Genomic DNA, 26,774 nt, shown 5'->3' with positions numbered 1-26,774 from the left:
TAGGCTATTTTTACCCAATAGGTACGATCTTTCGATAGTCAGAGCGGTCTATCCACAAGGTCCTATCCGAGGATTCCGGCTCCCATTGTCGCCTTCAAGTCACCCATGAGATTGCCAGAGCGTTCCACGCGCAAATGCTCGCCCAAGACCATCATCGTGGACTCCGCGCCGTCGACAAGCGTGAGATAAACATCTGACTCACCCTTGTTGTTGACCAGCACTTGCTTGAGCTTCGCAATGTTTTCCATCGTGCACTGGTCCGTGCGCATGGTAAGCCGCAGCGGCAGACCCGCTCCCCCGCCCGGGCCCAAATCCGGAACACGAATGTCGGAACAGAACAGGGACATGCGCTCATCGCGAATCTTCACCTGCACCTTGGCCAGGATGATGTTGTCCTCGGCAATCTGCGGCGCCACCAGGGAATAAACCTGGTTGAACACCAAGATATCCACCTGGGCGCCGTTATGGTCTTCCATGTTCACAATGGCCCACGGGGAGCCATCGCGCTTGGAGAAGCGGCGGTCCACGCCCGAGATGATGCCACCGATGACCAGCTCTTGGCCGTTGTAAACCTCGCCCGAGAGAATCTTCGGCAGCGGCGTATCGGTCTGCGCCTCAAGGGCCTCCTCGAAACCATCCAGCGGGTGACCGGAAACGTAAAGGCCAAGCATCTCACGCTCGAGAGCCAGCTCATGCTTGCGGTCCCAATTCTCGTCAGGGATATCGATGGCAAACGCCGAAGCAACCTCCGCCTGCTCCTCACCGCCAAAGCCGGCGAAGAGATCGAACTGCCCCTTGTCCGCCGCCTTCTTCGTCGTCTGCACGGCATCGACTGCATCCTCATGGATGAGCATCAAGCCCTTGCGTGGGTGCTCCATGGAATCGAAGGCACCGGCCTTGATGAGCGACTCCGTGACGCGCTTGGTGCAGGCGGTGAGCTCAATCTTGTCGAGGTAGTCCGAGAACGACGTGTACGCGCCCTTTTCCTTGCGCGTCTTAACAATGGATTCCACCACTTCCGAGCCCACGTTGCGGATAGCACCCATGCCGAAACGGATGTCCTCGCCAACTGCCTGGAAGTTCTCCACCGACTCGTTGACGTCCGGCGACAAAACGTGGATGCCCAGGTGGCGGCAGTCGGACAGGTAGATAGCCGACTTATCCTTCTTGTCACCCACCGAGGTCAGCAGCGCTGCCATGTACTCCGGCGCGTAGTAGGCCTTGAGGTAGGCCGTCCAGAAGGAGACCAGGCCGTAGCCTGCGGCGTGCGACTTGTTAAACGCGTAGGATGCGAAGGGCTCAATCGTGCCCCACAGCGCATCCATGGCGTCCTTGGAGTAGCCGTTTTCCTGCATGCCGCCCCAGAACTTGTCGTACTGCTGGGCCAGGACTTCCGGCTTCTTCTTACCCATGGCCTTGCGGAAGCCATCCGCCTCACCAGCGGTGTAATTGGCCACCTTCTGGGAGATACGCATGATCTGCTCCTGGTACACGATAAGACCGTAGGTCTCATCGAGGATCTCACGCAGTGGCTCCTCCAGCTCTGGGTGAATAGGCGTGATCTCCTTGCGCCCGTTCTTGCGGTCTGCGTAATCCCAGTGGGCATTCACGCCCATCGGGCCCGGACGATACAGTGCCAGCGACGCAACAATGTCCTTAAAGCCCGTCGGCTTCATGCGCTTGAGCAGCTCCTGCATACCGCCGGAGTCGAGCTGGAACACGCCCAGGGTCTCGCCGCGGGAAAGCAGCTCGTATACCTTCGACACGTTGGGGTCGTCGGCGTGGATTTCCTCCAGGTGGATTTCCTCGCCGCGGTTCTTCTTAATGTTTTCCAGGCAATCGCCGATGACGGTGAGGTTTCGCAGACCCAGGAAGTCCATCTTCAGCAGGCCGATGGCCTCACATGCCGGGTAATCCCAGCCGGTGATGTACGCGCCGTCGGCTGGGCGCTGCCACATCGGAATGTGGTCCATGAGGCGCACGGACGCCATAATCACCGCACACGCGTGCACGCCTGCCTGCCTGACGACGCCCTCGAGACCACGCGCCGTCTCATAAATCTTCTTGACGTCCGGGTCCGTCTCAATCATCTGCCGGACCTCGGTGGCCTCCGAGTAGCGCTCGTGATCCGGGTCCATGATGCCCGCCAGCGGGATATCCTTCGCCATGATGGCGGGCGGCAGCGCGCCGTTGATGCGGTCAGCCATTTGGAAACCCGGCTGGCCAAAGTGCACCTTCGCGGAGTCCTTAATGGCCTGCTTGGTCTTCACAGTGCCGAAGGTAATCACCTGCGCCACCTTATCCTCGCCCCAGCGATCAGCGGCGTACTGAATCATCTCGCCACGGCGGCGGTCGTCGAAGTCGATATCAATATCCGGTGCGGATGGACGTTCCGGGTTAAGGAATCGCTCGAAGAGAAGGTCGTGCTCGATTGGATCGATATTGGTGATGGTAAGCGCGTAAGCCACCAGCGCGCCTGCCGCGGAACCACGCCCCGGCCCCACGCGAATGCCCACGGATCGCGCATGCTTGATGAGCTCGGCCACGATGAGGAAGTAGGAAGGATAGCCCTTCATGTCGATGACGCTGATTTCATACTCAGCGCGCTTCACGTACTCCTCCGGCACTTCCTTGCCTGGGAAGCGATCCTGCAGGCCCTCCATCACCTCGTGGGTCAGCCAAGAAGTTGGCGTGTGGCCTTCCGGCACATCCGCAATCGGCATGCGGTCGTGGGTATGCTCCTCCCAAATCTCGCCGTAGTCCTGCACGCGCTCGGCAATCCATAGGGTGTTATCGCAACCGTCTGGAATCATGTCATCCCAGATTTCGCGCATCTGCGCAGCGGACTTGATGTAGTAGCCGGTGCCGTCGAACTTGAAGCGATCCGGGTCCATGAAGGTCTTGCCGGTCTGCACGCACAACATTGCCTCATGCGAGGGCGCCTGGCTTTCCAGCACGTAGTGGCAGTCATTGGTCACCAGCGGCGGCAGGTCCAGCTTACGACCGATTTCTAGCAGCCCATCGCGCGTGCGCTTTTCGATGTCGAGCCCGTGGTCCATGAGCTCCAAGAAGAAGTTGTCTTTGCCGTAGATGTCCTGCCACATCGCTGCGGCCTCGAGGGCCTCGTCGAACTGACCTAGGCGCAGACGAGTCTGGACGTCGCCCGAGGGGCAACCGGTGGTGGCGATGATGCCTTCTGCATGCTCTGCGATGAGCTCGGCATCCATACGTGGCCACTTGCCCAGCTGGCCCTCGTAGGAGGCCAGCGAGGAGAGCTTGAAGAGGTTCTTGAGACCCGTCGCGTTTTCCGCCAGCATGGTTTGGTGCAGGTAAGCACCCGATGCGGAAACGTCGTCTCGCTTTTGATCAGGAGTACCCCACAGCACGCGCTTTTTGTTAAAGCGTGATTCCGGCGCCATGTAGGCCTCGATGCCGATAATCGGCTTCACGCCGGCGCTGGTCATCTTCTTGTAGAACGCGTTAGAACCGTACATGTTGCCGTGGTCCGTCATGCCCACCGCCGGCATCTCCTGGCGCACCACCTCATCTGCCAACATGTCCACCTTGGCCATGCCGTCCAGCATGGAAAACTCGGTGTGATTATGAAGGTGAACAAAGGATGAGTTTTTCGCCATGCGGACAGTCTAGCGGGCGCGTCAAGCCCCGCCATCAGCCCTGCGCACGCACCCAGCTGATAGGAATTGTTTCCCACGATATGGCGAAGGAGTACATTGTTTCTCGATGATTTACACCGTTGCCGCCTATCTCATGTGGGGCTTCTTCCCCGCCTTCTTCCCGCTTCTGCTGCCCGCCGGACCTTTTGAGATCCTCGCCCACCGCATCGTATGGACGGCTGTCCTCGTCACCGGCTTCCTCCTCATCTCGGGCGGCTGGCGGGAGCTGCGAGCTTTCAGCGCGCGCACGTGGGCCTGGATGCTGGCCTGCGGCGTGGCCATCACCATCAACTGGGGCACGTACGTTATCGCCATCAACACCGGGCACGTGGCCGACGCGGCACTCGGCTACTTCATCAACCCGCTGGTCTCGGTGGCTTTGGGCATCATCTTCCTGAAGGAATCGCTCAACAAGGCACAGGCGGCGTCGGTTGGCGTGGCATTCATCGCCGTACTTTGGCTGACCTTCATGACCGGCCAAGCCCCGTACATTTCCTTGGCGCTCGCGGGCAGCTTCGGCATCTACGGCCTGATGAAGAAGCAGCTCAGCGTCTCCTCCACCGGTTCCGTGGCCGCAGAAACCATCGTGATGCTGCCAGTGGCCATCGGCTACCTCACGTGGCTGAGCATCCGCGGCGAATCCACGTTTACAACCGAAGGCCCCATGCACATCGTGTTGCTCGTCGCTTCTGGCCTAGTCACCGCGCTCCCGCTTTTGTGCTTCGCCAAGGGCACCAAGCAGCTGCCTCTGGCCACGGTGGGCATGCTGCAATACATGACCCCCATCATGCAGATGCTGTGGGCACTATTCGTCACTCACGAGCACATGTCCACGCAGCGTTGGATTGGCTTCGGCATCATTTGGGTCGCGGTCGTTATCTACCTAGCAGACCTCGCCCGCATGCACCGCGCCTCCCGCCGCGCCAAGCGCTTGCACACCATCAGCGAGGATTAACGCAGCTCGCGGCGGGCTTCCTTCGCTTTCCGACGCCGCTCCTGTTCCTCCTCGGCATTCAACGCCCAGCCTGGCATTAGCACCACCATCGCGGCGCTATAGAGCACCACGAACCCGGCAACCCCAATGGACAGCGCCTCCCCGCCCCTGGCGATCTGGAGGAAAAGTGCCACGAGGCCAATGACAAGGCCCGCCCACACCAAGATGTAGCCGAAGCGATAGTTGGGCATCCAAGTGCTGGTATCGGCAAAAATCTTCATGCTTACTCCTTCAGGGACGACAACGGGCGCACGCCAAAGGTACCCCAGGCGGCGTCGCTAGGCGCGGCTTCTACTGCTTCCACCATGTTGTTTTGCGCAATCGTGCGCAAGCTATCGCCATCCGACCACACGATAACCGCATCAATCTTCGAGGGAACTTCCACCTGACCGACTCCCTGATAGGAATCGCGAAGACGCGTGATTTCCGTGTCGATGACGTCAGCCCGGCTGGCGCCATTGACAGGCTCCGGTACCGCGATGGGCGCGGCCATGCCGATAATGATCGCGTTCATTCGCGTGGCGGGCTCCACCACCGCGTTGACTTGCTGCGCGTTCAAGGATTCCCGGAAGCTCACCAGGGCGTAGGTCGGTTCGTCAGCGGTTGCCACACTGCCTGCGACGCGTTCGACGTAGTCCGCACGGGACTCGTTATCGGGCCCTAGTTGGTCGCCTTGCAGGGCCACGGTGGACTTGGTGCCGAACAGGCCAAAACACAGCAGCACGAACACGACAAGTAGCAGCGTCAATACGGCCGCCGCTATACGACGCCGCCGATAGATCTCCGGGGGGTGCTTCATCCGCGCAAAACCTCGAGTGCATGCCGCAGGTCCTCCGGGTAAGGTGCTGTGACTTCAAAGTATTTGCCGGTGCCGGGGTGAATGAACCCTAATGACACTGCGTGCAGCCACTGCCGGATGAGGCCCACCCGCTTGGCCAGGTTCGGGTCGCAGCCATACATCGGATCGCCCACGCAGGGGTGCCCCGTGGCGGACATGTGGACGCGAATCTGGTGCGTGCGGCCAGTTTCCAGGTGCACCTCGAACAGGCTCGCCTCGCGGAAGGCCTCAAGTAATTTGTAGTGCGTGACGGCGTGCTTTCCGCCATCGACCACCGCGAACTTCCAGCCCGAGGAAGGATGCCGCCCGATGGGCGCGTCGATGGTTCCCACGATGGGATCCGGCAGGCCTTGCACCACGGCATGGTAGGTCTTGGTGACGGTGCGCTCTTTAAACGCCGCCTTGAGCTGCGAGTAAGCGCGCTCGCTGGCAGCTACGACCATCACGCCGGAGGTTCCCACGTCGAGACGGTGAACGATTCCCTTGCGCTCGGTAGGGCCGGCGTCGGCAAGCTGATAACCCGCCGCCCGCAAACCGCCAATGACCGTGGGGCCCTCCCAGCCCAACGTCGGATGCGCGGCGACACCCACGGGCTTATGCACGCAGATGACGTCGTCGTCGGCGTAGAGCACGTCCATGCCCTCAACGAGCTCTTCCTTGGGAACCAGCGGCTCTTCGGGGGCGGGCATCATGACGTCGATCCAGCCGCCTGCCTCCAAGCGATCCGACTTGCCGACGATGGTGCCGTCGACCTCGACGTCGCCAGCCGCGCACAAATCTGCGGCCTTGACCCGTGAGATGCCGATGAGCTTAGCCAACGCGGCGTCGGCACGCATGCCTTCGAGGCCCTCGGGGACCGGCAATCTACGACTCTCGCGCATCCGCTTCCCCCTTTTCGCGTTCTTCGAGGAACATCGCGATGACGAACATCACGACTCCGCAGGTAATAGATGCATCCGCCAGGTTGAACACCGCAAAGCGGCCCACGGAAATGTAATCCACCACGTGTCCAAACCAAAAGCCGGGCTCGCGGAAGAGGCGATCGATGAGGTTGCCGAGAGCGCCGCCTGCGATCATCGCCAGTCCGACGGCCTGCCACTTATCCCGCATCCGTGGCGCAGCGATGGCTACGCCTAAAACAAACGCCAGCTGAATAGTGGTAAACAGCCAGGTGTTGCCCTCGCCACCCATGGAAAAGGCAGCGCCGGGGTTGAATAGAAGGTAGAAGCGGAACCATCCGCCGATGACATTCATCGGCTCCCCCTCAGTGAGGATGGACAACATGATTTGCTTAAACACTTGGTCGATGACAGCCACCGCGATAACCACCGCGGCCATCATGCCGACGAAACTCCTTCTTTTTTGACTCACCCGAATCATTCTAAACACCCCCTTCCGGTAATTTGGAATACTGTGTTCCGTGTTAAAGCTTTAGCCGCAGTTTCCGCCCTCGTCCTTACCACCGCTCCGCTCGCCGCGTGCTCCTATGAAAAGCCGGCACCCAGCGTCGACGAGCCCGTGGGCCTGCCTGTCGACGCCCCGCGCATCACCGTTGAATCCACCGGCACCGGGGAAAAGCGCGTGCTGACTTTCAATGACCTCGATGCAGAGCAAAAGATTAAGTACACCGTCTCGGAAGGTTTTAGCCAAGACCTGCTTAAGTCCTCCGCGGCGCAGGATTTCAATCCGGCTAAGGTCAAATCCGCGACCACCACTCTCTCGCTAGAGGTCAGCGTGGACAAGGCTACGGAGAACGTCGAAGGCCAGCTGCCAGCTACCCGCAATGTCTTTGGCTCAACCGGCGTGCCGGAGTACTCCGGTGATGCTGATGCAGCGAGCGGTGAGGGCTTCCAGTTTGGCTGGCGTGCGGTGGACTCAGGCCAGATGTCTTCGCTGCGTTTGGCGGCACCGCAGAGTGGCACCGACGAGGCCCGCGGCATTACTGAGCAGGCGATTATGAAGCTGACTTCTCTGCCGGTGGTGTTCCCTGAAGATGCGATTGGCAGGGGCGCGAAGTGGACCGTGGAGTCCCGCGTTGCGGGTGAGTCGACGTTGCTGCAGACCACTACCTACACGGTGAAAGAGCTGGCCGGCGATGTGGTCAAGCTGGATGTTTCGGTGCAGCAGCGCCCTTCGCTTGGCGCCTTGTCTTTCGAAGGCCAGGCGGAGGGAACGGACCTCGCGAACAAGGAGCTTAAGGTCTTGAGCTCCACGACGGATTCCAAGGGCGAGCTCACCGTGGATCTGAAGCAGCCGCTGCCTACCGACGGCGATGTTTCCATCGCCACCAAAATCATCTACGGCACCGAGGACTCCGATCTGCGCGTGGTGCACTCGACCACAACGGATCTGCAGTTCAACCCAGCCGAGTAGCCGCACGTATTCGGGCCATCTTTGTGCTCGCTCCCGCGCCGCCGCGGGGCCTCAACGATGCTTCGAATGCACACCGGGCCACCGACCCAATAAAAAATCCGGGCCACAGCCCGGATATTTCTTACTGCGCTGGTGCCTCTGCTGGTGGGACCTCGCCCTCAGCAGGAGCGCCTTCAACAGGAGCGCCCTCAGCAGGAGCACCTTCAGCTGGTGCGCCCTCAGCAGGAGCGCCCGCACCGCCAGCAGTATCAGCGCACATCGGCGGAACCTGCTCCGGAGGGACGATGTTGGAGACCAAGATACAAGCCCAGTTCTTCGACAGCTTCCAATCGCCGTCCTCAAAGACGAACTCAACCTGGTCCGCAGTCTGTCCCTGGCCGTCAGGGGTGGAGAAGTTCACGGTGGCTAGCGCCGACTCCGGGGTGTAACCAGGCAGAACTGGGGCCACGACCTCAAAGACAGCGCCGGACTCGGCCTGCGATGCAGCCATGACGTCGAAAAGCTCCGGAGCCTGCTCCGAGCCCTGTACGGTCTTGGTCTTCTCCTCCACCGGCACGTTGGGGTCAGTTGCCTTAGCCAGGATGGCATTCAGTGCCGCTGCGTCTGGGATTTCTGCGGAGGCAATCGAGGTTTCTTCGGAGCTCGGCCTCTTCTCAATAGTTGCTGGGCCAGCTTTTTCAACTTCATCGGAAGAAGAGCAGGCTGCCAATGCGGTAGCAGCGCTCACTGCCATAATCGCGACGCTGAGCTTGGTGAACTTCACTTTTTCTCCTCACGTTGGGTTTCGCGACGCCACACCCGACGTCGCAGTTCTTTACACCACACTACCCACGCCCCATCCATTTCAGGGCGACCCGCGCCCAGCGAGACGGCCTTTTAGGCTCAACGCTAGTGTGTAAGCCATGACTATCGCACTCATCGCCACCGGCGGCACCATCGCGTGCACCACCCAAGAAGACGGCTCTCTGGTCCCTACCGTAAGCGGCCAACAACTCGCGGATTCCCTTGACGCCGACATCGAGGTCATCGAGTTCCGCCAGCTCGACTCCAGTTCCATCACGTTGGAGGACCTCGATGAGCTGCTTGCCACGGTCCACGAGTTGCTCCACCGTGCCGAGGTCGAGGGAATCCTCATCACCCATGGCACCGACTCCATGGAAGAGACAGCCATGGCGCTGTCCATCTTCGATCCCGGCACGAAGCCGGTGGTGTTGACCGGCGCACAGCGCTCATTCGATCACCCAAACGGCGATGGCCCGCGCAATCTCCAGGACGCCGTCGCGCTCATCAAACAGGCCCAGCCCGGCGTCTTCATCCAGTTCGGCGGCATGAGCATCCCGGCGCGCGGTGCCCGCAAGAACCACACCTTCCATCTCAACGGTTTCGAGTCAATGCCGGTGGGCGAAGGCAGCATCTTCCCCCTCCCCCTGGCTGCGCTGGCGCAGCACCCAGTAGCCATCCTTGCCGCGTATCCGGGCGCTGAAGCCGTGCTTGTCGACGCCGCCTCCTCCCACTTTGCCGGCCTCGTCATCGAAGGCTTGGGTTCAGGCAACATAGGGGCAGGGATGGGCGAAGGCGTGGCCCGCGCGCTCGATGCGGGCATCTCGGTCGTCGTCAGCACGCGTGTGCCTTATGGCAAGTCCTCACTGGCCTATGGCGGGACCGGCGGCGGCGCCACCTTGGCGGACAAAGGCGCGGTCAATGCTGGCGAGTTTCGCCCGGGACAGGCACGCATCCTGTTGGCCGCAGCCTTGGCCACGGGCACGCCCGTGGTGAAGGTTTTTGAGACCGCCGCCGCACCTAAGCAGTACGCGCGCTAGTCCTCTAACTCCGCAAACAACTCCGGCCAGGCCAGCGACTCTAGGGGGTCGGCCGGCACCAGATCGGGATCATCGGCTGCGAAGGACTTGGTGCGACCTGGCCCTGTGGCGCGCGTTTCGAATCGCACGCTCACCACACCGTGGCCTGCACCTTGAATCCAGCCGTGGCCATAGTCCGGGTGATAGACGTCCTGGGTAGCCCGCCAAGACGTATCGGGCTCGTCCTCGATACTGATTTCCACGCGGGAGGTATCCAGCGAGTTGTCGGACACGCCAGCCTCGTAATCGTCATCGGCTTTGCTCGGCGGGCGCACCACTACTCGGTCTAGCTCGGGAAACAGTACGTCCTGGCGGGCAGTCTCCAGCCCCGAGTAGCTCACTCCGACCAAGCGGATGGGCCCGAGTTCGTCGGGATACCGAGCCAGCTTAAAAGCCGTGGCCTTGAGGGTTTCCAGATCATCGGTGGCATAAGGCAAGGTCGCCGAACGCGATTCGATGTGAAAGTCCGCCATGCGCAACTTGACCGAGACGGTGCGGGCACCACGGCCGTCGCGAAGCAGGCGTCGATGTGCGCCTTCGGCAGCCCTGGTGATGGCCGCATCCACCGCACCCACCGTGAGCAGATCCTTGGAATAAGTGTGCTCCGTGGAGATCTGCTTGGCCACCGCACGCGGGGCCACGACCCTGTCATCAATGCCTTGCGCCAGTTTCCACAAGCCCATGCCAACCGTGGCGCCGAGGGAAATCTCCACTTCCTTCTGGGACATCGCCGCCAACTGCCCGATGGTCTCCACCCCAATTGCCGAAAGCTTTGTCCGCGTCACCGGCCCTACTCCCCACAGCTTGCCCACGGGAAGTGGATGGAGGATCTCCAATTGCTTCTCCACCGGGATAACAAAGGTGCCGTCAGGCTTCGCCTCGCCAGAGCCAATTTTGGCAAACTGCTTGCCCGCGCCCGCCCCGATGGAGCTAGGCAGGCCGGTCTCCTCACGAATCAACTCGCGCAGATTATCCGCCCACTCCTTGACCTCTTCGGCCGTGGCACCAACGAGTGCCTCGGGCTCCATGAAAGCCTCGTCGATGGAGAGCTGCTCGATGAGGCCTACGTGCTCGGCGAGAATCTTGAATACTTTTTTCGACGCCGCCGAATACACCACGTGCCGCGGCTGCACCACCACGCCGCGCAGGCCAACCAACTGCTGCGCGCGGAATGTCGGCATGGCCGAGTGCGCCCCGAAAGCGCGGGCCTCATAGGACGCGCCGGCGACGACGCCGCGTCCGCCAACGCCGGCCACGAGGACGGGGCGCCCACGCAGGGTCGGCCGGGTCAGCTGTTCGACGGATGCGAAAAAGGCATCCATGTCGATGTGTAAGACCCAGCGTTGCATGCACACCAGTTTAGAACATGCGTCCTAATCTTAGGGCCTTCGCAATGCCACGACACCACCAGGAGCGAGGAGGCGTTCTTTCGCAAGCGGTCATTCTATACCGGGAGTCGTGTGGGTCTCACTTGAGGTTTTGGTGATCGATGTCTCACGAAATCAGCCATTTTCTAGACAGCAGAGCTCGCTTGTATGCAAGATGAATACATGCAGAATGTAAGCACGCCAGCCGCGGAGCGCGCCTATGAATACGTCAAGCGCGCCATCATCGACGGCGACATTGATGATTCAGAGATGCTCTCTGAGGCAGCCATCGCCGCCAAACTGGGCATGAGCCGTACCCCCATGCGTGAGGCATTCCTTCGCCTCGAGGTAGAAGGATTCCTCAAGCTCTATCCCAAGCGCGGCGCACTGGTGGTGCCGATTAGCCCACGCGAGATTCGCGAGGTCTACGAGGCACGCATGCTTGTCGACGAGCACTCTGCCCGCCACATCTGCGGCCTCGACGACACCGAGCGAACTGTGATTGCGGACTGCTTGGACGCCACCATCGAGGAACAGTCCGCGGCTCTCGACGCCGAGGACCTGCGCACCTACACCCGCCTCGACGCGCGTTTCCACCAAACCATCATGGACAACGGTGGAAATAGCCTGCTGGCTAGCCTTGGCCACTCCCTGCGCGAGCGTCAACAGCGTTTCACTGCGACCGCCATCGGGCGCAATGTGGAGCGTGCCCGCGCGTTCGTCGCGCAGCATCGCCTGCTTGCCGACGCCCTCCGTGCCGGCGACATCGACACGTATCTCACCGAACTCGACGACCATCTGACAACTTCAAGGAAACAACTGTGACAGTTTTTGCACACTCCACCCCGCAAGTCGAGGCGCCCGCTCATAAGGAAATATCTCAGCCCCTTGTGAACAAGCATTCCTGGTTTCCCGTGGCCGGGACGATGGTGGCTGTGGCCTGGGGCGGCAACGAGTTCACGCCGCTGCTGGTGATGTACCGCGAGACGTCGAACTTCTCGCAGGTCACCGTCAACGGTCTACTTGCCGCATACGTGCTGGGAATTATCCCAGCGCTGCTCGTGGGCGGCCCGCTGTCTGACCTCATCGGACGCAAACCCACCCTTTTGCCGGCCGCTCCCCTGTCTTTGATGGGGTCTTTCTTGCTTTCCATCGCGCCGCATGAGCCGCTCATCATCGCTTTGGGTCGCGTGCTCTGTGGCATGGCGCTGGGCTTGGTCATGGCGGTAGGTTCCACTTGGGTGACAGAGCTGGTATCCCGCGCGGGTGGCGATCCTGCTGCCGGTGCGCGCAAGGCGTCGCTGTGCTTGACTGCTGGATTCCTGGTGGGTGCGGGCATTGCCTCGGTACTGGCGCAGTGGGGCCCGTGGCCGACGCACCTGGCCTACGTCCTGCATATCCTGATTACTCTCGTGACCGCGGTTTGGCTCAGCCATACGCCGGAGACCCGCCAGCCGCACCACGGGACAGTCAAGACCACCATCCTTGACCTCACCGTCCGCGAGATGCTGGAGATGCTCCACATCCCGACGGCCGCGCACAAGCGCTTCCTGCGCGTCGTGGTCCCGGTGGCACCGTGGGTCTTTGGCTGCGCGGGTGCTGCTTATGCGTTGCTTCCGCAGCTGCTTGCAAAGTCCGCGGGCCAGACTCCCATTGCTTTCTCAGGTCTCATGACGGTTATCACCCTGGGCTGCGGCGTGGGCGTACAGATGCTCGGCCGCCTTATCGACACGCACAAGTCGGCGCGCGCTTCTGCAATTGCGATGGCTGTTATTACGGTCGGCGCTTTCCTCGCGGCGATTGCGGCGCACACGCTCTCGCTTCCGCTGGGCATTGCCGCTGCGGCAACGATGGGCGCGGGCTACGGCCTGGCTTTGGTGGCTGGCCTTTCGGAGGTCCAGCGCATCGCCGGCGAGCGCGAGCTTGCGGGCCTGACTGCGGTGTACTACTCGATTTCCTACACCGGCTTCTTTATCCCCATGGCGTTTAGCGCGCTTGCGCCTTACGTGGGCTTTACCAATCTGTTCATCATCGGCAGCTGCCTTGCGCTCGTCTGCCTCGTAAACGTCATCTTTGCCTGGCGCTCGCACCTGCCAGGCACTAGACGATAGCTTCATATGCCCTCGGCATGCAGAAAAATGCCCGGAAAGGAAGTCTTCCTTTCCGGGCATTTTTCTAAGCGTTAACGTTTCTAAGCATTAACGCGTTTTACGGTTGCGGTAGCGCCCTTGACCACCTGGTGGCCCTCGAGAGGCTCGGTGACCACGGTGAATTCGGTTGCCAGGACCTCAGCCGCGATGTGGTCTGCGTGGCGGTTAGCCCACTCTTCCTTGTCAGCTGGAACTGACAAGACCACCGAAATGCGGTCATAGACCTCGAAGTCCTCGGCCTTACGGGCATCCTGGAGACCGCGGATGACGTCGGCGGCCCAGCCTTCTGCCTCGAGCTCCTCGGTGACCTCGGTGTCCAAGACAACCAGGCCGTCGACGCCGTCGATACGCGCCGTCGATGCCGGGTTCGCCGCCTGCAGACGCTCGGTGTACTCATCAGCGCCCAGAACGATATCGCCGTCAACAACAACCTCGTCGCCGCGGCGCTCGTAGTTGCCCGCCTTCAGGTTCTTGATGGCGCGCTGGACGTCCTTGCCCAAGCGCGGGCCAGCGACCTTAGCGTTGCAGACAACCTCGAAGGTGCCCACGGAATCGACGTCATCGGTGAGAACAACATCCTTCACATTGACCTCATCGCGGATGATGTCCGCAAAGTCAGCGAGCTGCGCGGAATCAGCCATGGCCACGGTCAGCTTCGGCAGCGGGAGGCGGTTGCGCAGCTTGTTGGACTTGCGCACAGACGACGCCGCCGAAGCCACAGCGCGCGTGGCATCCATCGATGCCACGAGGCTCGGGTCTGCCGGGTAGTCCTCTGCCTTCGGGTAGGAAGCCAGGTGCACAGAGCGCTCCCCGGTCAGGCCGCGGTAGATGACCTCAGCCACGTGCGGCAGCAGCGGAGCCACCACGCGGGTGACGGTCTCCAGCACGGTGTACAGCGTGTTGAAGGCCTCCTCGTGCTGCTCCTCGCCCGCCCAAAAACGGTCGCGGGAACGGCGCACGTACCAGTTGGTGAGCACGTCCGCGAAGTGACGTACCTCCTCGGTGGCCGCAGCGATGTCGGTGTTCGCGAGGGCGTCGTTCGTGCGCTCCACGAGGTCGTGAGTCTTGGCCAAGATGTAACGGTCAAGCACGTTCTTCGAGGAGACGTCGAAGCGGGCCTCGCGGCTCGCGTAGAGCTGCAGGAAGGTGTACGCGTTCCAGATAGGAAGGATGGCCTGGCGTACGCCCTCGCGGATACCCTGCTCAGTGACGATGAGGTTGCCACCACGCAAGATCGGGCTGGACATCAGGAACCAACGCATAGCGTCAGAACCATCGCGGTCGAAGACCTCGTTGACGTTCGGGTAGTTACCCTTGGACTTCGACATCTTCAGGCCGTCGTTGCCCAGCACGATGCCGTGCGCTACGACCTTCTTGTAGGCCGGGCGGTCAAACAGCGCGGTAGACAGAACGTGCATGACGTAGAACCAACCGCGAGTCTGGCCGGAGTACTCCACGATGAAGTCGGACGGCGAGTGAGTCTCGAACCATTCCTTGTTCTCAAACGGGTAGTGCTTCTGTGCAAACGGCATGGAACCGGACTCGAACCAGCAGTCCAGAACGTCAGGAACGCGAACCATCATCGACTTGCCAGTTGGATCGTCCGGGTTCGGGCGAGTCAGCTCGTCGATGTACGGACGGTGCAGCGACGTCGGGCGCACGCCAAAGTCAGCCTCGAGCTCGTCGAGCGAGCCGTAGACGTCCACGCGCGGGTACTCCGGGTTATCCGAAACCCACGCCGGGATCGGCGCACCCCAGTAACGGGTACGGGAGATGTTCCAGTCGCGCGCGCCCTCGAGCCACTTGCCGAACTGGCCGTCGCGAATGTGCTCTGGCAGCCACTCGATCTCGTTGTGGTTGAGCTCGACCATGCGGTCGCGGAACTCGGTGACCTTCACAAACCATGCCGGCAGTGCCTTGTAGATAAGCGGCTCACCAGAGCGCCAGGAGTGCGGGTAGGAGTGCTCGATGGTCACGTGGCGTACCACGCGGCCCGCAGCCTTCAGGTCCTTGATGATGTCCTTGTTCGCATCAAAGACAAGCTGGCCCTCATAAGGCGGGACCTGGGAGGTGAACTCGCCGTCCTCATCAACCGGGATGACCAGCTCGATGCCGTACTTCTGGCAGGTGTTCATATCGTCCTCACCAAACGCCGGAGCCTGGTGGACAACACCAGTACCGTCTTCCGTTGTAACGTAATCCGCCAGGATTACCTGGAAAGCATTCTCCAGGTCTGGGAAGAAGTCAAAGATTGGCTGATAGGTAAAGCCCTCCAGGTCCTTACCTAAGAAGCTCTTCAGGACTTCCACCTCGCCGAGTTCCTTAGCCAATGTGCCAGTCAGCGCCTCAGCCATGACGAAGGTCTTGCCCTCAAAATCGCCGTCGGTGGCCTTGAACAGCACGTAGTTGACCTCTGGGTGGACGGCCAGCGCCGAGTTAGACGGCAGAGTCCAGGGAGTCGTGGTCCAAGCGAGGAAGGCGGCGTCGCCAAGCTCAGCGTTTTCGGACAAGGTCTTTTCAGCCGCGGAGCCAGGCTTCGCGCCGGTGACCGGGAAGGTAACCGTCAGGGTCGGGTCCTGCCGCATCTTGTAGGAGTCATCCAGGCGCGTCTCCTGGTTGGACAGCGAGGTGTGCTCGGCCCAGGAGTAAGGCAGGACGCGGAAGCCCTGGTAGATAAGCCCCTTGTCATAGAGCTCCTTGAATGCCCACATGACCGATTCCATGTAGCCGATGTCCAGGGTCTTGTAGCCGTTTTCAAAGTCCACCCAGCGCGCCTGGCGGTTGACGTAGTCTTCCCACTCGCCGGCGTACTGCATGACGGATTTCTCGCAGTACTCGTTGAACTTCTCGAGGCCCATCTCCTCGATCTGGCCTTTGTCTGTGATGCCGAGCTGCTTTTCAGCCTCCAGCTCTGCAGGTAAGCCGTGCGTGTCCCAGCCGAAGACGCGCGGGACGTAATTGCCAGCCATGGTGCGGTAACGCGGAACGATGTCCTTGACGTAGCCCGTCAACAGGTGGCCGTAGTGCGGCAAACCATTAGCAAAGGGAGGGCCGTCGTAGAAGATGTACTCAGGGCAATCCTTGGTCTGGTCCAAGCTGGCCTGGAAAGTTCCGTCTTCCTTCCAGAATTTCTGGACGACTTCTTCCATGTCTGGGAAACGGCTCGAGCCGCCGGTCATATCGACCTTGGGGTAAACGCCGCCAACATTTTCGCTCATTAATCTTCCTTCACTCGTGGGCTGGTGCAGGGACGCGCCTTGCGGCTCGCGGTACCACCCTGCTTGGCGCTTGACGACGCCCACTTCGTTTCAGTGAAGGAGATTTCGGTCCCACCCGCTCGGTTCTACTGGCACTTTGTGCGTTCTTCCGAGATGCTCCCCGGTGATTGCCGGCTCAGTGCATACGTCTTCGAAGTATACCCATGCCGTCAAATTTTCACAGGCCGAGGTTCCTGAGTGGTGCAAATGGGTATCAATGAGTCGGTTGAGACAAAGTTATCCACAGGTTGAAAATTGCCTCTTGAGCCTTGTCGATAGGGCTTTTTAGGGTGGGGTTTATGACTTCACTTCAGGCATTCTTAGCGGCAATACGCCCAGGCATGGACATCGTGGCTGGGTGCGCAGGGCTGTCTGAAAAGGCTTTGATTTCGGCTGGCGCGCCGGATAAAACGGCACAGCAATTGCTCGCGCTTTACGACGTCTACTTTGGCCGCACCGCTTTCACCCGCCGGCAACGCGATTCCGTGGCCTCAGCGCAAAGGCTTGGCCATTCCCTGCCCACAATCGAAGTTATCGAACGCTACGCAATTCGCGCGAAGACCCAACGTGCGGCGTGGCAGATGCGCGAGGAACTGTGCAATACCAAGGCCGATACCCTCGCGATGGAGCAAGTGGCGAAGAAAAAGCTGAAGGCGCTCAATAGCGAGCGCAAGCCAGAGCAAGGAGTAAAGCTTTATCGCCGCAAGGATAAGCCGTGGACTTTGGCGATTACCGGCCCGTCGACTTTAATCGCGGATATGCATGCGGCTATCGACCCTGCTTCTCCCCTGGAGTCTTTGGAGAACCTTTTCTTCCCCGCTGCTAAGGACTCAACAAGCGTGCCTAGCCCAACCGGAGAAAGGCCGCGGATACATACCAACGTCATCGTACAACTGCCAGCGTTGGCGAAGATTCTGCAAGGCGACGGCGAGGAGATAAGCCTGCAGATGACCAACGGAGCTATCATGTCGGGTGCGGAATACGTGAAAAGAGCGCTGGATACATGCCTCGATTACGCCACGCTTGTGCATCCGCATGAGGGGCCGGTGAATCTCTATCGCACTAAGCGCTTTGCCAACCGCAAGCAAAGGTTGATGGCGGGAGCGGAAAATCCCACCTGTGCTTGGCCGGGATGCAATCACCCGGCAGATAAAGCCCAAGTGCATCACCTAATTTCTTGGTCGCGCGGCGGACCGACGAACATGTCAAACCTCGCGACTTTATGCCACTACCACAACGGTGTAAATGAAGACGACCCCAACGCCCCGCCGCTACGCGGCAGGTTAGCTAGGGTCGATGGAAAGGTGCGCTGGCAGCGCGGCTAGCAGAAAAGGCAACAACCACGACTAAGAGCAATAAAGTGTCAGGGCCATGCGCCACAATCTAGGAGGCAGGGTACTCCCCTGCCTCCTCGTCCTGCGCAAGATCAGGTTTGCGCTTCCGAAAGCCGTCGATGATGAAGAGCACCATCCCCAGCCCCGCGGCTGCGAAGAGAAGATACAAAGACCAATCGGCAGAAGTAAGTACGAAGTTCACCAGCGCCAAGAACGCTACGAATGCCAATACGAGTGCTGCAACAAGCATGTTTTACCTCCAAAAAGGCGCCCTCCCAATGCCATGGAAGGACGCCTTAAAGCCTAAGCCGTTAAAAGCTTACTTGCCAGCTTCACCGTTCGGTGCAGCGGTGCCGCGGGTCTCAAGCTCCTCCAGCTGGGACTCCAGCAGGGTCTTGAGGCGGGTGCGGTACTCACGCTCGAAGGTACGCAGCTCGGCGATACGAGCCTCGAGGGCCGTCTGCTGCTGCTTGACGGTGTTCATAACCTCGGTGTGCTTCTTCTCAGCGTCAGCCTGCAGGGCTGCAGCCTTCTCCTCAGCCTGGCGGATCTGAGCCTCAGCGCGGGAGTTAGCCTCGGACTCGGTCTGCTTTGCCTTAGCCTCAGCGTCAGAAACCAGCTTCTTGGAGCGGGTGTCTGCGTCGAGCAGCTGAGCGTCGAACTTCTTCTGGGCGTCGGCAAGCTGTGCCTTGGAGCGGGAATCGGCGTCGTTAAGCTGCTTCTCGGCCGCGGTGCGTGCCTCGGACAGCATGGACTCGGACTCTGCCTTTGCCTCGGAGGTGAGGCGGTCTGCCATCTCCTGAGCCAGACCCAGGACGCGAGCAGCCTGCATGTGGGTATCCGGGGTAGCCAGACCCTCCGCAGCCTTGGTGGCGGCAGCGCCTGCACCAGCACCCGCGATGCCGGAAACGGCAGCGGTCTTGGCGGAGCCAGCGTTCTTCCTGAGGTCCTCGTTCTCCTTCTTGGAAGCCTCGAGTTCCTCCTTAGCTTGGGTTGCCTCTGCACGAGCTGCCTCGAGCTCACGCTTAGCCTTCGCAGCATCCTCACGAGCGGCCTTGAGCTCTGCATCGTTGTTAGAGCCAGTTGGTGCCTTGGAAATCTCAGCCTGAGCGGTCTTTGCCTGCTCCTGAGCGCGCTTAGCCTCTTCCTTGGCCTTTGCGACCTCATTCTTGGAGTCCACCAGCTTGGTCTCGTACTCTGCGCGGAGCTTGGACTCAATCTCCTTGCGGAGGGTGGCCTCGTCGGCACCCTTGTTAGCGGAAGCTGCGGCTACGCCTGTAGTAGCGCCGCCCTTGGTTTGCAGCTCTTCAACCTGAGCCTGCAGGTCATCGTTCTCATCCTGCAGCTGGGCAAGGGTGTCTTCTACGAGGTCGAGGAACTGGTCGACTTCATCCTCGTTGTAGCCACGCTTGCCAATTGGCGGCTTGCTGAAAGCGACGTTGTGTACATCAGCTGGTGACAGTGGCATTGACTTCTCTTCCCCTTCAAGTCGGTGCAACCCCGGAGGCTCCGAGGTCTTGGGAGATGCAAACACATCTAAAGGCTAACCAAAAGTTGCGCCACTAGATACGTCTACAAAGAACATGTGCGTTTAATAATACGGAATATCAGTATTGATTGTATCCAAACGCTCACATTAGCTAACGAATCGCCGAGTCTCAATGTTAACAGGAGGTTTCAATACACCCGCCTTATAGGAAAATGCTCGAGACCACCATCATCAAGACGGACAAAAGCAAGAACAAAACGATGATTGAAACATCGAGCGCAACCCCACCCATTCGCAACGGTGGGATAAGACGGCGAAGCGCCCTAACTGGTGGGTCGGTGACCATAAACAGCGGCTCAGCTAGCACCATAAACCAGCGAGGCGGGTTAAATTGGCGCGAGAAGGACTGGATCATCTCAATGATGATTCGGGCAATCAGAATCCACGAATAGATTCGCAGGATGAGGATCAGGATTATTCCAATAGTGCTCACTCGGACGAGCCTATCTGAACTACCCCCACTGATGCGGCATCCACACAATTAATTTCGCTAAAGGCGAACGCCGCCCCGCTCCCCACCAACACTTGGGGAACCGGGACGGCGCTTCGCATCTTTGACGCTGAAACTTAGCGCAGGTGTGCAGCACGCTCCAGCTCGAGAGTGGAGATGTCTGCACCCTTAGGAACAATGGCAAACACACGACGGTCGGTGTCCATACCCTTGGTCAGGTTGAGCATGCGACCTTCAAGGCCGAAGCACAGGCCAGCAGCGAAGTCGATGAAACGCTTCGCGGAAGCCTTGTCAGCATCAGTCAGTTCGAAGACAACCGCATCGCCATCACGGAACGGCGCGCCAACCTTGGCTGCATCGTCGAAGGAAACGAGGGAAAGCGCCACGATGGTCGGGACAAATTCCTCTTCCAGAGCCGGCTCAAAGGAGCGCGGTGCATAAGCGGCGGAGCCGTTGGACTCGTAGCTGCGCTCGTCGGCGTAGTAAGCGTCGTCGGCTTCGATGTCCATCGGGCCCAACCCGAAGAACTCTTTCGTCCTATCAATCAAAGACATATCTAGTCTCCCTCTGACCTAATCTGTTTTGCCCTTAACTTGGTACGAATGTTACTAATGTGAAAGCAGTAAATTGTACCTGTGAAATGCGCGTTTGCGTTGCCACTTAACCTACTGGCCGGGGTCCCATGATGCCGGTTCCGACACGCACGATATCTGTTCCCGCAGCAATCGCCTCACCCAAATCCGCGCTCATTCCGGCCGACATTTTCAGCGGACGCCCGAGGCGCCAGGCAACGTCGTCAGTCAGCGTCCGCACGCGCCCGAAGACCTCAGCAGCATCAGAGTCCAGCGGCGGAACCACCATGAAGCCCTGCAGTTCAAGGTTTACCAATTCCTCCACGAGCTCGACGAGACTCGGAACATCCGGCAGAGCCACTCCCCCGCGGGCGGTATCGCCATCGGCGGAAACCTGAATAAAAACCGGCAGCGGGGCGTCACGATCTCCAGATTCTTGTGCATTGGCGACGCCGCGATCGAGCGCCGTCGCCAGCTTCGCCGAGTCCAGAGAATGCACGCTGTGCGCCCAACGCGCCACGTGATTAGCCTTCTTGGTCTGAATCTGCCCAATCATGTGAAAGCGCACCGCCGGCAGCTCCGCGGCTTTAGCGCGCGCTTCTTGCTCGCGGTTCTCCGCCACGTCAGTGACCCCAAGCTCGGCGAGCAGCGCGACGTCGCCCGCCGGGTGGAACTTGGTCACCGGCAACAGCTGCGGCGCCTCTCGCCCGGCCGCGCGAGCGAAGTCCTCAATTTGGGCGCGAGTGCGCTCGAGTCCTGCTTGCAGTTCTTCCTTGCGGTTCATTTATACCTCCAACCAGATAACGCCTGCTTGGCGCCCAGTGGTGCCTTCGCGGCGGTAGGAAAAGAAATCAGTGTCTTCGATGGTGCAGCGGGGATCCGATTCGATGTTGGTAATCCCCATCCCCATCAGTTGCCGGATAAGCCCTTTACGTACGTCCACACCCCAGGTACCCGTTTTTGTGCGGGTTTTGGCCCCGGGCAAATGCTTTTCGACGTCGTCCGCCATCGCCTCCGGTACCTCATAGTTCAGGCCCGAGGCGGCCGGCCCCATCAGGACCTGGATAGTCGAAGGAGTGGCGCCAAGTTCCAGCATGGCTTCGACCGTGTTGCGGATGATTCCGTTGCGAGCCCCGAGGCGACCTGCATGGGCTGCTGCGACGACGCCGGCGGAGACGTCGGAAAGCAGCACCGGCGTGCAGTCCGCGACGAGCACACCGAGCCCGAGGCGTTTTTCCGTGGTGATGATGGCGTCGGTGGCCTCGACCGGCGTGCCGGCGTTGCCACGGTCCACGCGCGTGACGGTGTTGGTGTGGAGCTGTTCCATCCACACAATGTCGTCAAGCCCCAGCACGCGCTGCAGGCGGGTCCGGTTACTGGCGACGTCCGCCGGGTCATCGCCGACGTGATCGCCCAGGTTGAATGACTCGTATGGGGACGACGAAACCCCGCCCGCACGGCTTGTAAAAACCATGCGCACGGGGCGTTGTGGTGCTTCCTCGTTTACTGGCATGCACTCCAGATTAGCGCAGTACCTTCAGCGTTTAGCGCATGAAGGACGGCACGTCAAGATCGTCGTCACCGTCATCCTGGCGGCGGTCGTCGCGGCGCTCAGCCGGACGCGACAGGCGGTAGTCGTCGCGGCGCTCCTCGCGAGAAAAACGCTCAGAGGTGGTAAACAGACCACCGTTGGAGGAATGACGCGGCCGGTAGGTCTCTGCCGGTTGTTCCTCGAAGCGAGGACGCTCTTCTTGACGCGGCTCCTCATAGCGCGGCTCTTCGTAGCGCTGCTCCTCGTAGCGCTGCTGCGGTGCAGACTGCTGGACTGGGGCAGCCTCTTCGCGGTTGTCGAAGAGGGAGCCCGGACGCTGTTGTTGCTGCTGCTGAGGTGCAACGTTAGTTGTCATGTTTGCCTGCGCATCGAAGCCAGTGGCGATGATGGTGACGCGGACTTCGTCGCCCAGGTTGTCGTCGATGATGGTACCGAAGATGATGTTGGCATCCTCGTCAGCGCGCTCCTCCACCATGGAAGCAGCGGCGTTGACCTCGTGCAGGCCAAGGTCGGAGCCACCAGCGATGGAGAGCAGGACACCCTTGGCGCCTTCCATCGTGGACTCGAGCAGCGGCGAGTTGATGGCCTGTTCAGCAGCGTTGAGCGCGCGGTTATCGCCCCGTGCGGAGCCGATGCCCATGAGTGCGGAGCCGGCATCAGCCATGACGGAGCGGACGTCAGCAAAGTCGACGTTGATCATGCCCGGGATGGTGATGAGGTTGGTAATACCCTGCACACCGTTGTGGAGAACTTCATCGGCGGCGCGGAATGCCTCGACGATGGAGAGCTCTTCGCCACCGAGCTGCATGAGGCGATCATTCGGAATGACGATGAGAGTGTCGCAGACCTCGCGCAGCTCCTCGATACCGGACATAGCCTGACGGGTACGGCGAGCGCCCTCGAACTTGAATGGACGGGTCACAACGCCGACGGTCAGCGCGCCCATCTTCTTGGCGATGGAAGCAACGACCGGGGCGGCGCCGGTACCGGTGCCGCCGCCCTCGCCTGCGGTCACGAAGACCATGTCGGAGCCTTCCAGGGCATCCTCAATCTCGGTCTTGTGGTCTTCTGCAGAGGTCTTGCCGACCTCCGGGTTAGCACCCGCGCCCAAACCGCGAGTGGCCTCGCGTCCGATGTCGAGCTTGGTGTCGGCATCAGAGAAGATCAGTGCCTGCGAGTCCGTGTTGATTGCGACGAACTGAACGCCCTTCAGGCCTTCTTCAATCATACGGTTAACGGCGTTGACACCACCGCCGCCGACACCGACGACCTTGATGTCCGCGAGGTTATTGCTAGTAGAGATCATGTGAGGGGCTCTCACCTTTCACTGTTGGTGCGTAAACGAGGATTTTGTGCGCGCAGCATTTGTTGCGAGCGGTTAGTTCCATCTTTAACGACGCGCTTGTAATTTTCGCGTTCATTTTGCCGCGTGTCGGTACCCTCAAGTAGTGGTTTAGGGTTGCTGACATGCAGGTTTTCGGATCACAAAAGCCCCACGCACCCCATCCGTTGACACTTTTTGGGGCTGCGCAGGGCTTAAGTTTTGAACGCTAATTTTATTTACTTGTGACCAATTCCGGGTTAGAAATATTCCAGTTTTGGCCCTCCATCTTTAGAATGGTTTCAAACGCCAAGGCCTTGTTCGCATTATCCTCCGAGGCGCCCCAGAAAACGGTCCGCTCGTCCTTGAGGTGGATAGTCATCGAGTACGCGTTCTTCACCTCCAGCGACTTGACCTGCGCACGCAGGTTCTGCGGCAGCGCAGCAAGCACATCAACGGCATCGCGCATCTCCTGCGAGCCCGGCTCCGCGCTGCCGGTAATTTCCACTGCGCCCTCCGGCGGGGTATCCGTGGTGAACTCCTTACCCTCGGCGTCGATAAGCAAATTGCCCTCGCGGAAAGCCACCGCCTCATGTTCGATGACCTCGATATCGAGGGTCGATGGGAAGGCACGCGATACCGTCGCAGACTTTACCCACGGCAGGTGTGCCACTCCCGACGCCGCCGCACGAGCATCAACGCGAACCAGATTCTCCCCCACCGCTACCCCGCTGGACTCTTCCACCTGTGCAGCATCCACGTGGGAATTGCCTTGGATCTCAAAGGAGGAAACCTTAAACACTGGAAAAAGCCACACGGCAGCAGCCACCAAGACCAGCACGGCAAGAATTCCGGCGACTATTGCGGTAATTGATTTCTTAGACATTCAGCGCCTTTAGCTCGTCCAAGATTTCTGCGGCAAGCATCGTCACTGAACCGGCGCCGATGGTGAGCACGACGTCGCCAGGCTGCACCAGCGAGACAACGTCCTGCGCCGCCTCAGAGAAGTTCGGTTCGAAGATTACCTTCATGTCTTCCGGCATCTTGTCAGTGATGATGCGAGAGGTGATCCCCTCCACCGGCTGCTCGCGGGCGCCGTAGATGTCGAGGACCACGGCGGCGTCGGCAAGCGCCAGCGCCTGCGCGAACTCCTTATCGAACTCCATCGTGCGCGAGTACAGGTGCGGCTGGAAGCAAGCGATAACGCGCGCCCCCTTGCCCTCAGCCTCGACCTTCTGACGCGCTGCCGTGAGCACCGCAGTGACCTCGGTGGGATGATGCGCATAATCGTCGAAGACGCGCACTTGAGACTCGGTGCCTCGGAACTCAAAACGGCGGCGCACGCCGGTAAAGTCCGTCAGGCCCTCAGCCAGCTCGGAGAGCTCGCCGCCCGCAAGCCCGCCGGAGACAAGCGCGGCCAAGGAATTGAGCACCATGTGATGGCCCGGAATCTGCAGCTCGTAGGACAGCTCTTGGGGCTGTGCACCCGGCAATGCCACGCGCACGCGGACCTGCATTCCGATGACGGAAACCTTCTCCTCCAGAACCTCAGCCGCCAGCGGGATGGACGAGTACTTCTCCCCCGCTTCCGCACTGCCATAACCTAGGACCTGAATGCCGCGCCCGAGCGCGCGCAGGCCAGTCTGGGCAGCGTGATCATCTTCCAGGCACACAACGAGGTACCCGCTTTCTTCGATGCGATCAGCAAAATCATCGAAGACCTTGTAATAAGCCTCGGCGTTGTGGAAGAAATCTAGGTGGTCAGGCTCGACGTTGGTGATTACTGCGACGGTTGGGCTGTAACGCAGCAAGGAGGCATCGGACTCATCGGCTTCGGCCACGAATGCCGCGCCGGTTCCCGCATGGGCGTTGGTGCCTGCACGGTTGAGCTGGCCGCCGATAGCGAAGGAAGGATCCAATCCGGCCTGCTGCATCGCGGTCACGGTCATGGATGTGGTGGAGGTTTTTCCGTGGGTGCCCGCCAACAGAATCTGCTGGTGTCCCTCCATGAGCTCAGCCAGAAGGTCGGAGCGGCGGATGACCGGAATACCGGCCGCGCGAGCACCTGCAAGTTCTGGATTGTCCTGTGGAATAGCGGCGAAGGAAGTCACCACAACAGTAGGCTTGTCACCTGCCAACTCCAGGTTTTCAGCTGCGTGGCCGATAGCGATCTTCACGCCCATCGTGCGCAGTACTTCCACTGGAGTGGAGGCCTTCACATCAGAGCCAGTCACGACGCCCCCGCGGTTAGCCAAGATGCGGGCCAAACCGGACATGCCGGAGCCACCAATACCCACCATGTGGACGCGGGAAAGATCGTAGGAGTTTGTCATTTACTTTTCCTTCACATTCGCTAATAAGGCCGACTTTTAGTCGGTGTGCGCTGCGCGCGAGGCTTCGTCGATCATATCCCTGATGTGATCGGCAATCGTATTGGCAACGTCGCCCGCAGAGTTAGTGGCAGCCGCCTTACGCATGGCCGCATACCGCTGCTCATCCCCAAGGGTTGCCTGTACTTCATCCACCAGGCGCTGCGGGGTTAGCTCCGCATCAAGAATCTGCACTGCAGCACCAGCCGCAACCAATTCGCGAGAGTTCAGCGCCTGTTCACCGTTTCCGATAGGCAGCGGAATGTAAATTGCAGGCACGCCGGCCGCAGTAACCTCGGCAACCGTCATGGCACCAGAACGGCACACCATAAGATCTGCCACGGCTAGCGCACCGGCCATGTCATCGATATAAGGCAGCGCAGTGTAGTGCTCAGCTTCCGCTGGGGCCGTATTCTTCTTGCCATAGGCGTGAAGAACCTGGTATTTCTCCGTCAACTGCGACAACGCGCCTGCAACCGCGGTGTTGATGCTGACAGCGCCCTGCGAGCCGCCAGTAACCACGATGGTTGGACGTTCTGGGTCCAAATTCCAGCGTTCGCGTGCTGCGGCTGCGGCGCTGCCGTCGGGGTCCTCGCCCAGCCCAGGACGTACCGGAATGCCCACGACCTCGCCGGGCATGCCGGAGTTACGGTGTGCATTAAGTCCAATTCCGCCAATACGCACGCCGAGCTTATTGGCGATGCCGGAAAGCGCGTTCGTCTCCAACACGTAGAACGGCATACCCATGGACTTGGCAGCTAGATATGCCGGCGCTGCCACATAACCACCGGTTCCAAACACCACGTCCGCTTCGACCTCTTTAAGCACCTTGCGCGTCTGCAGCACGGACTTAATCAGATTGAAGGGAAGCTTGAACAGCTCAGCGTTAACCTTGCGCGGCACGGGCACTGGCGTAATGAGGCGCAGATCGACCCCACGCCCCGGAACGATGTCGCGTTCCAACCCTTTCTGGGTACCGAGCGCCGTTAATCGGGCGCCGTGGCGCTGCCTGAGCGCCTCACCCACTGCGAGTGCTGGTTCAATATGGCCTGCGGTGCCGCCACCTGCAATGACGACGGAAATGGGGGTGGAATTCATGCCCTACACGCTACCA

At 60.3% G+C, this 26,774-nt stretch carries 24 protein-coding genes; 6 read left to right on the top strand and 18 right to left on the bottom strand.

Annotated features, from left to right (window positions below; genetic code table 11):
• Positions 1–62: 62 nt before the first annotated feature.
• The gene (gene dnaE, locus CHU71_RS04815; RefSeq protein WP_147760355.1) at positions 63–3,635 is read right to left on the bottom strand and encodes a DNA polymerase III subunit alpha; all 3,573 of its coding nucleotides are present in this window, start codon (positions 3,633–3,635) and stop codon (positions 63–65) included.
• Between the two features lie 106 nt (positions 3,636–3,741).
• Between dnaE and rarD the strand changes: the two genes are divergently transcribed.
• Complete coding sequence (gene rarD / locus CHU71_RS04810) at positions 3,742–4,629, top strand: EamA family transporter RarD (RefSeq protein ID WP_147760354.1); 888 nt, start codon at positions 3,742–3,744, stop codon at positions 4,627–4,629.
• On the opposite strand, the gene CHU71_RS04805 is transcribed toward rarD, so the two are convergent.
• The 4 genes from CHU71_RS04805 to lspA are packed head-to-tail and all read right to left on the bottom strand — an operon-like array spanning position 4,626 to position 6,886.
• Positions 4,626–4,889 carry a permease gene (locus CHU71_RS04805; RefSeq protein WP_147760353.1) on the bottom strand — a complete coding sequence of 88 codons (264 nt, stop codon included), beginning with the start codon at positions 4,887–4,889 and terminating at the stop codon, positions 4,626–4,628. The two genes, rarD and CHU71_RS04805, sit on opposite strands and share 4 nt — an antisense overlap.
• Before the next feature lie 2 nt (positions 4,890–4,891).
• On the bottom strand, positions 4,892–5,467 hold the full coding sequence (locus CHU71_RS04800) for a hypothetical protein (protein ID WP_049063113.1): 576 nt from the start codon (positions 5,465–5,467) through the stop codon (positions 4,892–4,894).
• Positions 5,464–6,387, bottom strand: a complete 924-nt coding sequence (locus tag CHU71_RS04795; protein ID WP_147760352.1) for an RluA family pseudouridine synthase — start codon at positions 6,385–6,387, stop codon at positions 5,464–5,466. Before CHU71_RS04795 ends, CHU71_RS04800 begins: the two co-directional genes overlap by 4 nt.
• Entirely contained in the window at positions 6,371–6,886 is a 516-nt protein-coding gene (gene lspA / locus CHU71_RS04790; protein ID WP_147760351.1) for a signal peptidase II, read from the bottom strand. The genes CHU71_RS04795 and lspA overlap by 17 nt, the downstream gene beginning before the upstream one ends.
• 33 nt (positions 6,887–6,919) lie before the next feature.
• On the opposite strand from lspA, the gene CHU71_RS04785 reads away from it, so the two are divergent.
• Entirely contained in the window at positions 6,920–7,879 is a 960-nt protein-coding gene (locus CHU71_RS04785) for a hypothetical protein (protein ID WP_147760350.1), read from the top strand.
• 121 nt (positions 7,880–8,000) lie between these two features.
• Here the strand turns inward: CHU71_RS04785 and CHU71_RS04780 are convergent, their stop codons facing one another.
• On the bottom strand, positions 8,001–8,642 hold the full coding sequence (locus CHU71_RS04780) for a hypothetical protein (protein ID WP_147760349.1): 642 nt from the start codon (positions 8,640–8,642) through the stop codon (positions 8,001–8,003).
• A gap of 139 nt (positions 8,643–8,781) precedes the next feature.
• Between CHU71_RS04780 and CHU71_RS04775 the strand changes: the two genes are divergently transcribed.
• Positions 8,782–9,699: an asparaginase gene (locus tag CHU71_RS04775; protein ID WP_147760348.1), complete on the top strand. Its 918-nt coding sequence runs from the start codon at positions 8,782–8,784 to the stop codon at positions 9,697–9,699.
• Here the strand turns inward: CHU71_RS04775 and CHU71_RS04770 are convergent.
• Positions 9,696–11,087 (bottom strand): DNA polymerase IV, encoded by a 1,392-nt coding sequence (locus CHU71_RS04770; RefSeq protein ID WP_049192520.1) that lies wholly within the window; start codon positions 11,085–11,087, stop codon positions 9,696–9,698. The genes CHU71_RS04775 and CHU71_RS04770 overlap by 4 nt on opposite strands.
• A 186-nt stretch (positions 11,088–11,273) precedes the next feature.
• On the opposite strand from CHU71_RS04770, the gene CHU71_RS04765 reads away from it, so the two are divergent.
• Together CHU71_RS04765 and CHU71_RS04760 are read left to right on the top strand one after the other, a co-directional pair.
• Entirely contained in the window at positions 11,274–11,930 is a 657-nt protein-coding gene (locus tag CHU71_RS04765) for a GntR family transcriptional regulator (protein WP_049152178.1), read from the top strand.
• Positions 11,931–12,031: 101 nt separating this feature from the next.
• A complete protein-coding gene (locus tag CHU71_RS04760; RefSeq protein ID WP_046645395.1) occupies positions 12,032–13,216 on the top strand; it encodes an MFS transporter in 1,185 nt (394 codons plus the stop codon).
• Between the two features lie 80 nt (positions 13,217–13,296).
• Here CHU71_RS04760 and ileS read toward each other — a convergent pair whose 3' ends face one another.
• Complete coding sequence (gene ileS / locus CHU71_RS04755; protein WP_049152177.1) at positions 13,297–16,473, bottom strand: isoleucine--tRNA ligase; 3,177 nt, start codon at positions 16,471–16,473, stop codon at positions 13,297–13,299.
• 338 nt (positions 16,474–16,811) lie between these two features.
• Here ileS and CHU71_RS04750 point away from each other — a divergent pair, with 338 nt between their 5' ends.
• Positions 16,812–17,837: an HNH endonuclease signature motif containing protein gene (locus CHU71_RS04750; protein ID WP_147760347.1), complete on the top strand. Its 1,026-nt coding sequence runs from the start codon at positions 16,812–16,814 to the stop codon at positions 17,835–17,837.
• 58 nt (positions 17,838–17,895) lie between these two features.
• Here CHU71_RS04750 and CHU71_RS04745 read toward each other — a convergent pair whose 3' ends face one another.
• The 10 genes from CHU71_RS04745 to murG form a co-directional block, all read right to left on the bottom strand.
• On the bottom strand, positions 17,896–18,096 hold the full coding sequence (locus CHU71_RS04745) for a zinc-binding dehydrogenase (RefSeq protein ID WP_147760346.1): 201 nt from the start codon (positions 18,094–18,096) through the stop codon (positions 17,896–17,898).
• A gap of 69 nt (positions 18,097–18,165) precedes the next feature.
• Positions 18,166–19,314 (bottom strand): DivIVA domain-containing protein, encoded by a 1,149-nt coding sequence (locus CHU71_RS04740; RefSeq protein ID WP_147760345.1) that lies wholly within the window; start codon positions 19,312–19,314, stop codon positions 18,166–18,168.
• Between the two features lie 223 nt (positions 19,315–19,537).
• Positions 19,538–19,828 (bottom strand): YggT family protein, encoded by a 291-nt coding sequence (locus CHU71_RS04735; RefSeq protein ID WP_005528727.1) that lies wholly within the window; start codon positions 19,826–19,828, stop codon positions 19,538–19,540.
• 134 nt (positions 19,829–19,962) lie between these two features.
• Positions 19,963–20,400, bottom strand: a complete 438-nt coding sequence (locus CHU71_RS04730) for a cell division protein SepF (protein ID WP_070509010.1) — start codon at positions 20,398–20,400, stop codon at positions 19,963–19,965.
• 106 nt (positions 20,401–20,506) lie between these two features.
• Positions 20,507–21,202 carry a YggS family pyridoxal phosphate-dependent enzyme gene (locus tag CHU71_RS04725; RefSeq protein WP_147760344.1) on the bottom strand — a complete coding sequence of 232 codons (696 nt, stop codon included), beginning with the start codon at positions 21,200–21,202 and terminating at the stop codon, positions 20,507–20,509.
• Positions 21,203–21,931 carry a peptidoglycan editing factor PgeF gene (gene pgeF, locus CHU71_RS04720; protein ID WP_147760343.1) on the bottom strand — a complete coding sequence of 243 codons (729 nt, stop codon included), beginning with the start codon at positions 21,929–21,931 and terminating at the stop codon, positions 21,203–21,205. It abuts the gene before it with no gap.
• Positions 21,932–21,962: 31 nt separating this feature from the next.
• The gene (ftsZ, locus tag CHU71_RS04715; protein ID WP_070420489.1) at positions 21,963–23,276 is read right to left on the bottom strand and encodes a cell division protein FtsZ; all 1,314 of its coding nucleotides are present in this window, start codon (positions 23,274–23,276) and stop codon (positions 21,963–21,965) included.
• Between the two features lie 250 nt (positions 23,277–23,526).
• Entirely contained in the window at positions 23,527–24,177 is a 651-nt protein-coding gene (locus tag CHU71_RS04710; protein WP_147760342.1) for a cell division protein FtsQ/DivIB, read from the bottom strand.
• Positions 24,170–25,624 (bottom strand): UDP-N-acetylmuramate--L-alanine ligase, encoded by a 1,455-nt coding sequence (gene murC / locus CHU71_RS04705; protein ID WP_046645224.1) that lies wholly within the window; start codon positions 25,622–25,624, stop codon positions 24,170–24,172. Before murC ends, CHU71_RS04710 begins: the two co-directional genes overlap by 8 nt.
• A gap of 36 nt (positions 25,625–25,660) precedes the next feature.
• Entirely contained in the window at positions 25,661–26,758 is a 1,098-nt protein-coding gene (gene murG, locus CHU71_RS04700; RefSeq protein WP_147760341.1) for an undecaprenyldiphospho-muramoylpentapeptide beta-N-acetylglucosaminyltransferase, read from the bottom strand.
• Positions 26,759–26,774: the final 16 nt, after the last annotated feature.

The organism is Corynebacterium sp. LK14 (assembly GCF_008042215.1).
GTDB classification, from domain to species: Bacteria; Actinomycetota; Actinomycetes; order Mycobacteriales; family Mycobacteriaceae; genus Corynebacterium; species Corynebacterium striatum.
The sequence above is the reverse complement of the archived record's forward strand: the minus strand, read 5'-3'. Positions and strand labels throughout refer to the sequence as shown.

Bases quoted from the DNA above. Each gene is read 5' to 3' on its own strand.
- dnaE (WP_147760355.1), bottom strand. From the start codon at position 3,635: ATGGCGAAAAACTCATCCTTTGTTCACCTTCATAATCACACCGAGTTT.
- rarD (WP_147760354.1), top strand. From the start codon at position 3,742: ATGATTTACACCGTTGCCGCCTATCTCATGTGGGGCTTCTTCCCCGCC.
- CHU71_RS04805 (WP_147760353.1), bottom strand. From the start codon at position 4,889: ATGAAGATTTTTGCCGATACCAGCACTTGGATGCCCAACTATCGCTTC.
- CHU71_RS04800 (WP_049063113.1), bottom strand. From the start codon at position 5,467: ATGAAGCACCCCCCGGAGATCTATCGGCGGCGTCGTATAGCGGCGGCC.
- CHU71_RS04795 (WP_147760352.1), bottom strand. From the start codon at position 6,387: ATGCGCGAGAGTCGTAGATTGCCGGTCCCCGAGGGCCTCGAAGGCATG.
- lspA (WP_147760351.1), bottom strand. From the start codon at position 6,886: ATGATTCGGGTGAGTCAAAAAAGAAGGAGTTTCGTCGGCATGATGGCC.
- CHU71_RS04775 (WP_147760348.1), top strand. From the start codon at position 8,782: ATGACTATCGCACTCATCGCCACCGGCGGCACCATCGCGTGCACCACC.
- CHU71_RS04770 (WP_049192520.1), bottom strand. From the start codon at position 11,087: ATGCAACGCTGGGTCTTACACATCGACATGGATGCCTTTTTCGCATCC.
- CHU71_RS04765 (WP_049152178.1), top strand. From the start codon at position 11,274: ATGCAAGATGAATACATGCAGAATGTAAGCACGCCAGCCGCGGAGCGC.
- CHU71_RS04760 (WP_046645395.1), top strand. From the start codon at position 12,032: ATGGTGGCTGTGGCCTGGGGCGGCAACGAGTTCACGCCGCTGCTGGTG.
- ileS (WP_049152177.1), bottom strand. From the start codon at position 16,473: ATGAGCGAAAATGTTGGCGGCGTTTACCCCAAGGTCGATATGACCGGC.
- CHU71_RS04750 (WP_147760347.1), top strand. From the start codon at position 16,812: ATGACTTCACTTCAGGCATTCTTAGCGGCAATACGCCCAGGCATGGAC.
- CHU71_RS04745 (WP_147760346.1), bottom strand. From the start codon at position 18,096: ATGCTTGTTGCAGCACTCGTATTGGCATTCGTAGCGTTCTTGGCGCTG.
- CHU71_RS04740 (WP_147760345.1), bottom strand. From the start codon at position 19,314: ATGCCACTGTCACCAGCTGATGTACACAACGTCGCTTTCAGCAAGCCG.
- CHU71_RS04730 (WP_070509010.1), bottom strand. From the start codon at position 20,400: ATGTCTTTGATTGATAGGACGAAAGAGTTCTTCGGGTTGGGCCCGATG.
- CHU71_RS04725 (WP_147760344.1), bottom strand. From the start codon at position 21,202: ATGAACCGCAAGGAAGAACTGCAAGCAGGACTCGAGCGCACTCGCGCC.
- pgeF (WP_147760343.1), bottom strand. From the start codon at position 21,931: ATGCCAGTAAACGAGGAAGCACCACAACGCCCCGTGCGCATGGTTTTT.
- ftsZ (WP_070420489.1), bottom strand. From the start codon at position 23,276: ATGATCTCTACTAGCAATAACCTCGCGGACATCAAGGTCGTCGGTGTC.
- CHU71_RS04710 (WP_147760342.1), bottom strand. From the start codon at position 24,177: ATGTCTAAGAAATCAATTACCGCAATAGTCGCCGGAATTCTTGCCGTG.
- murC (WP_046645224.1), bottom strand. From the start codon at position 25,624: ATGACAAACTCCTACGATCTTTCCCGCGTCCACATGGTGGGTATTGGT.
- murG (WP_147760341.1), bottom strand. From the start codon at position 26,758: ATGAATTCCACCCCCATTTCCGTCGTCATTGCAGGTGGCGGCACCGCA.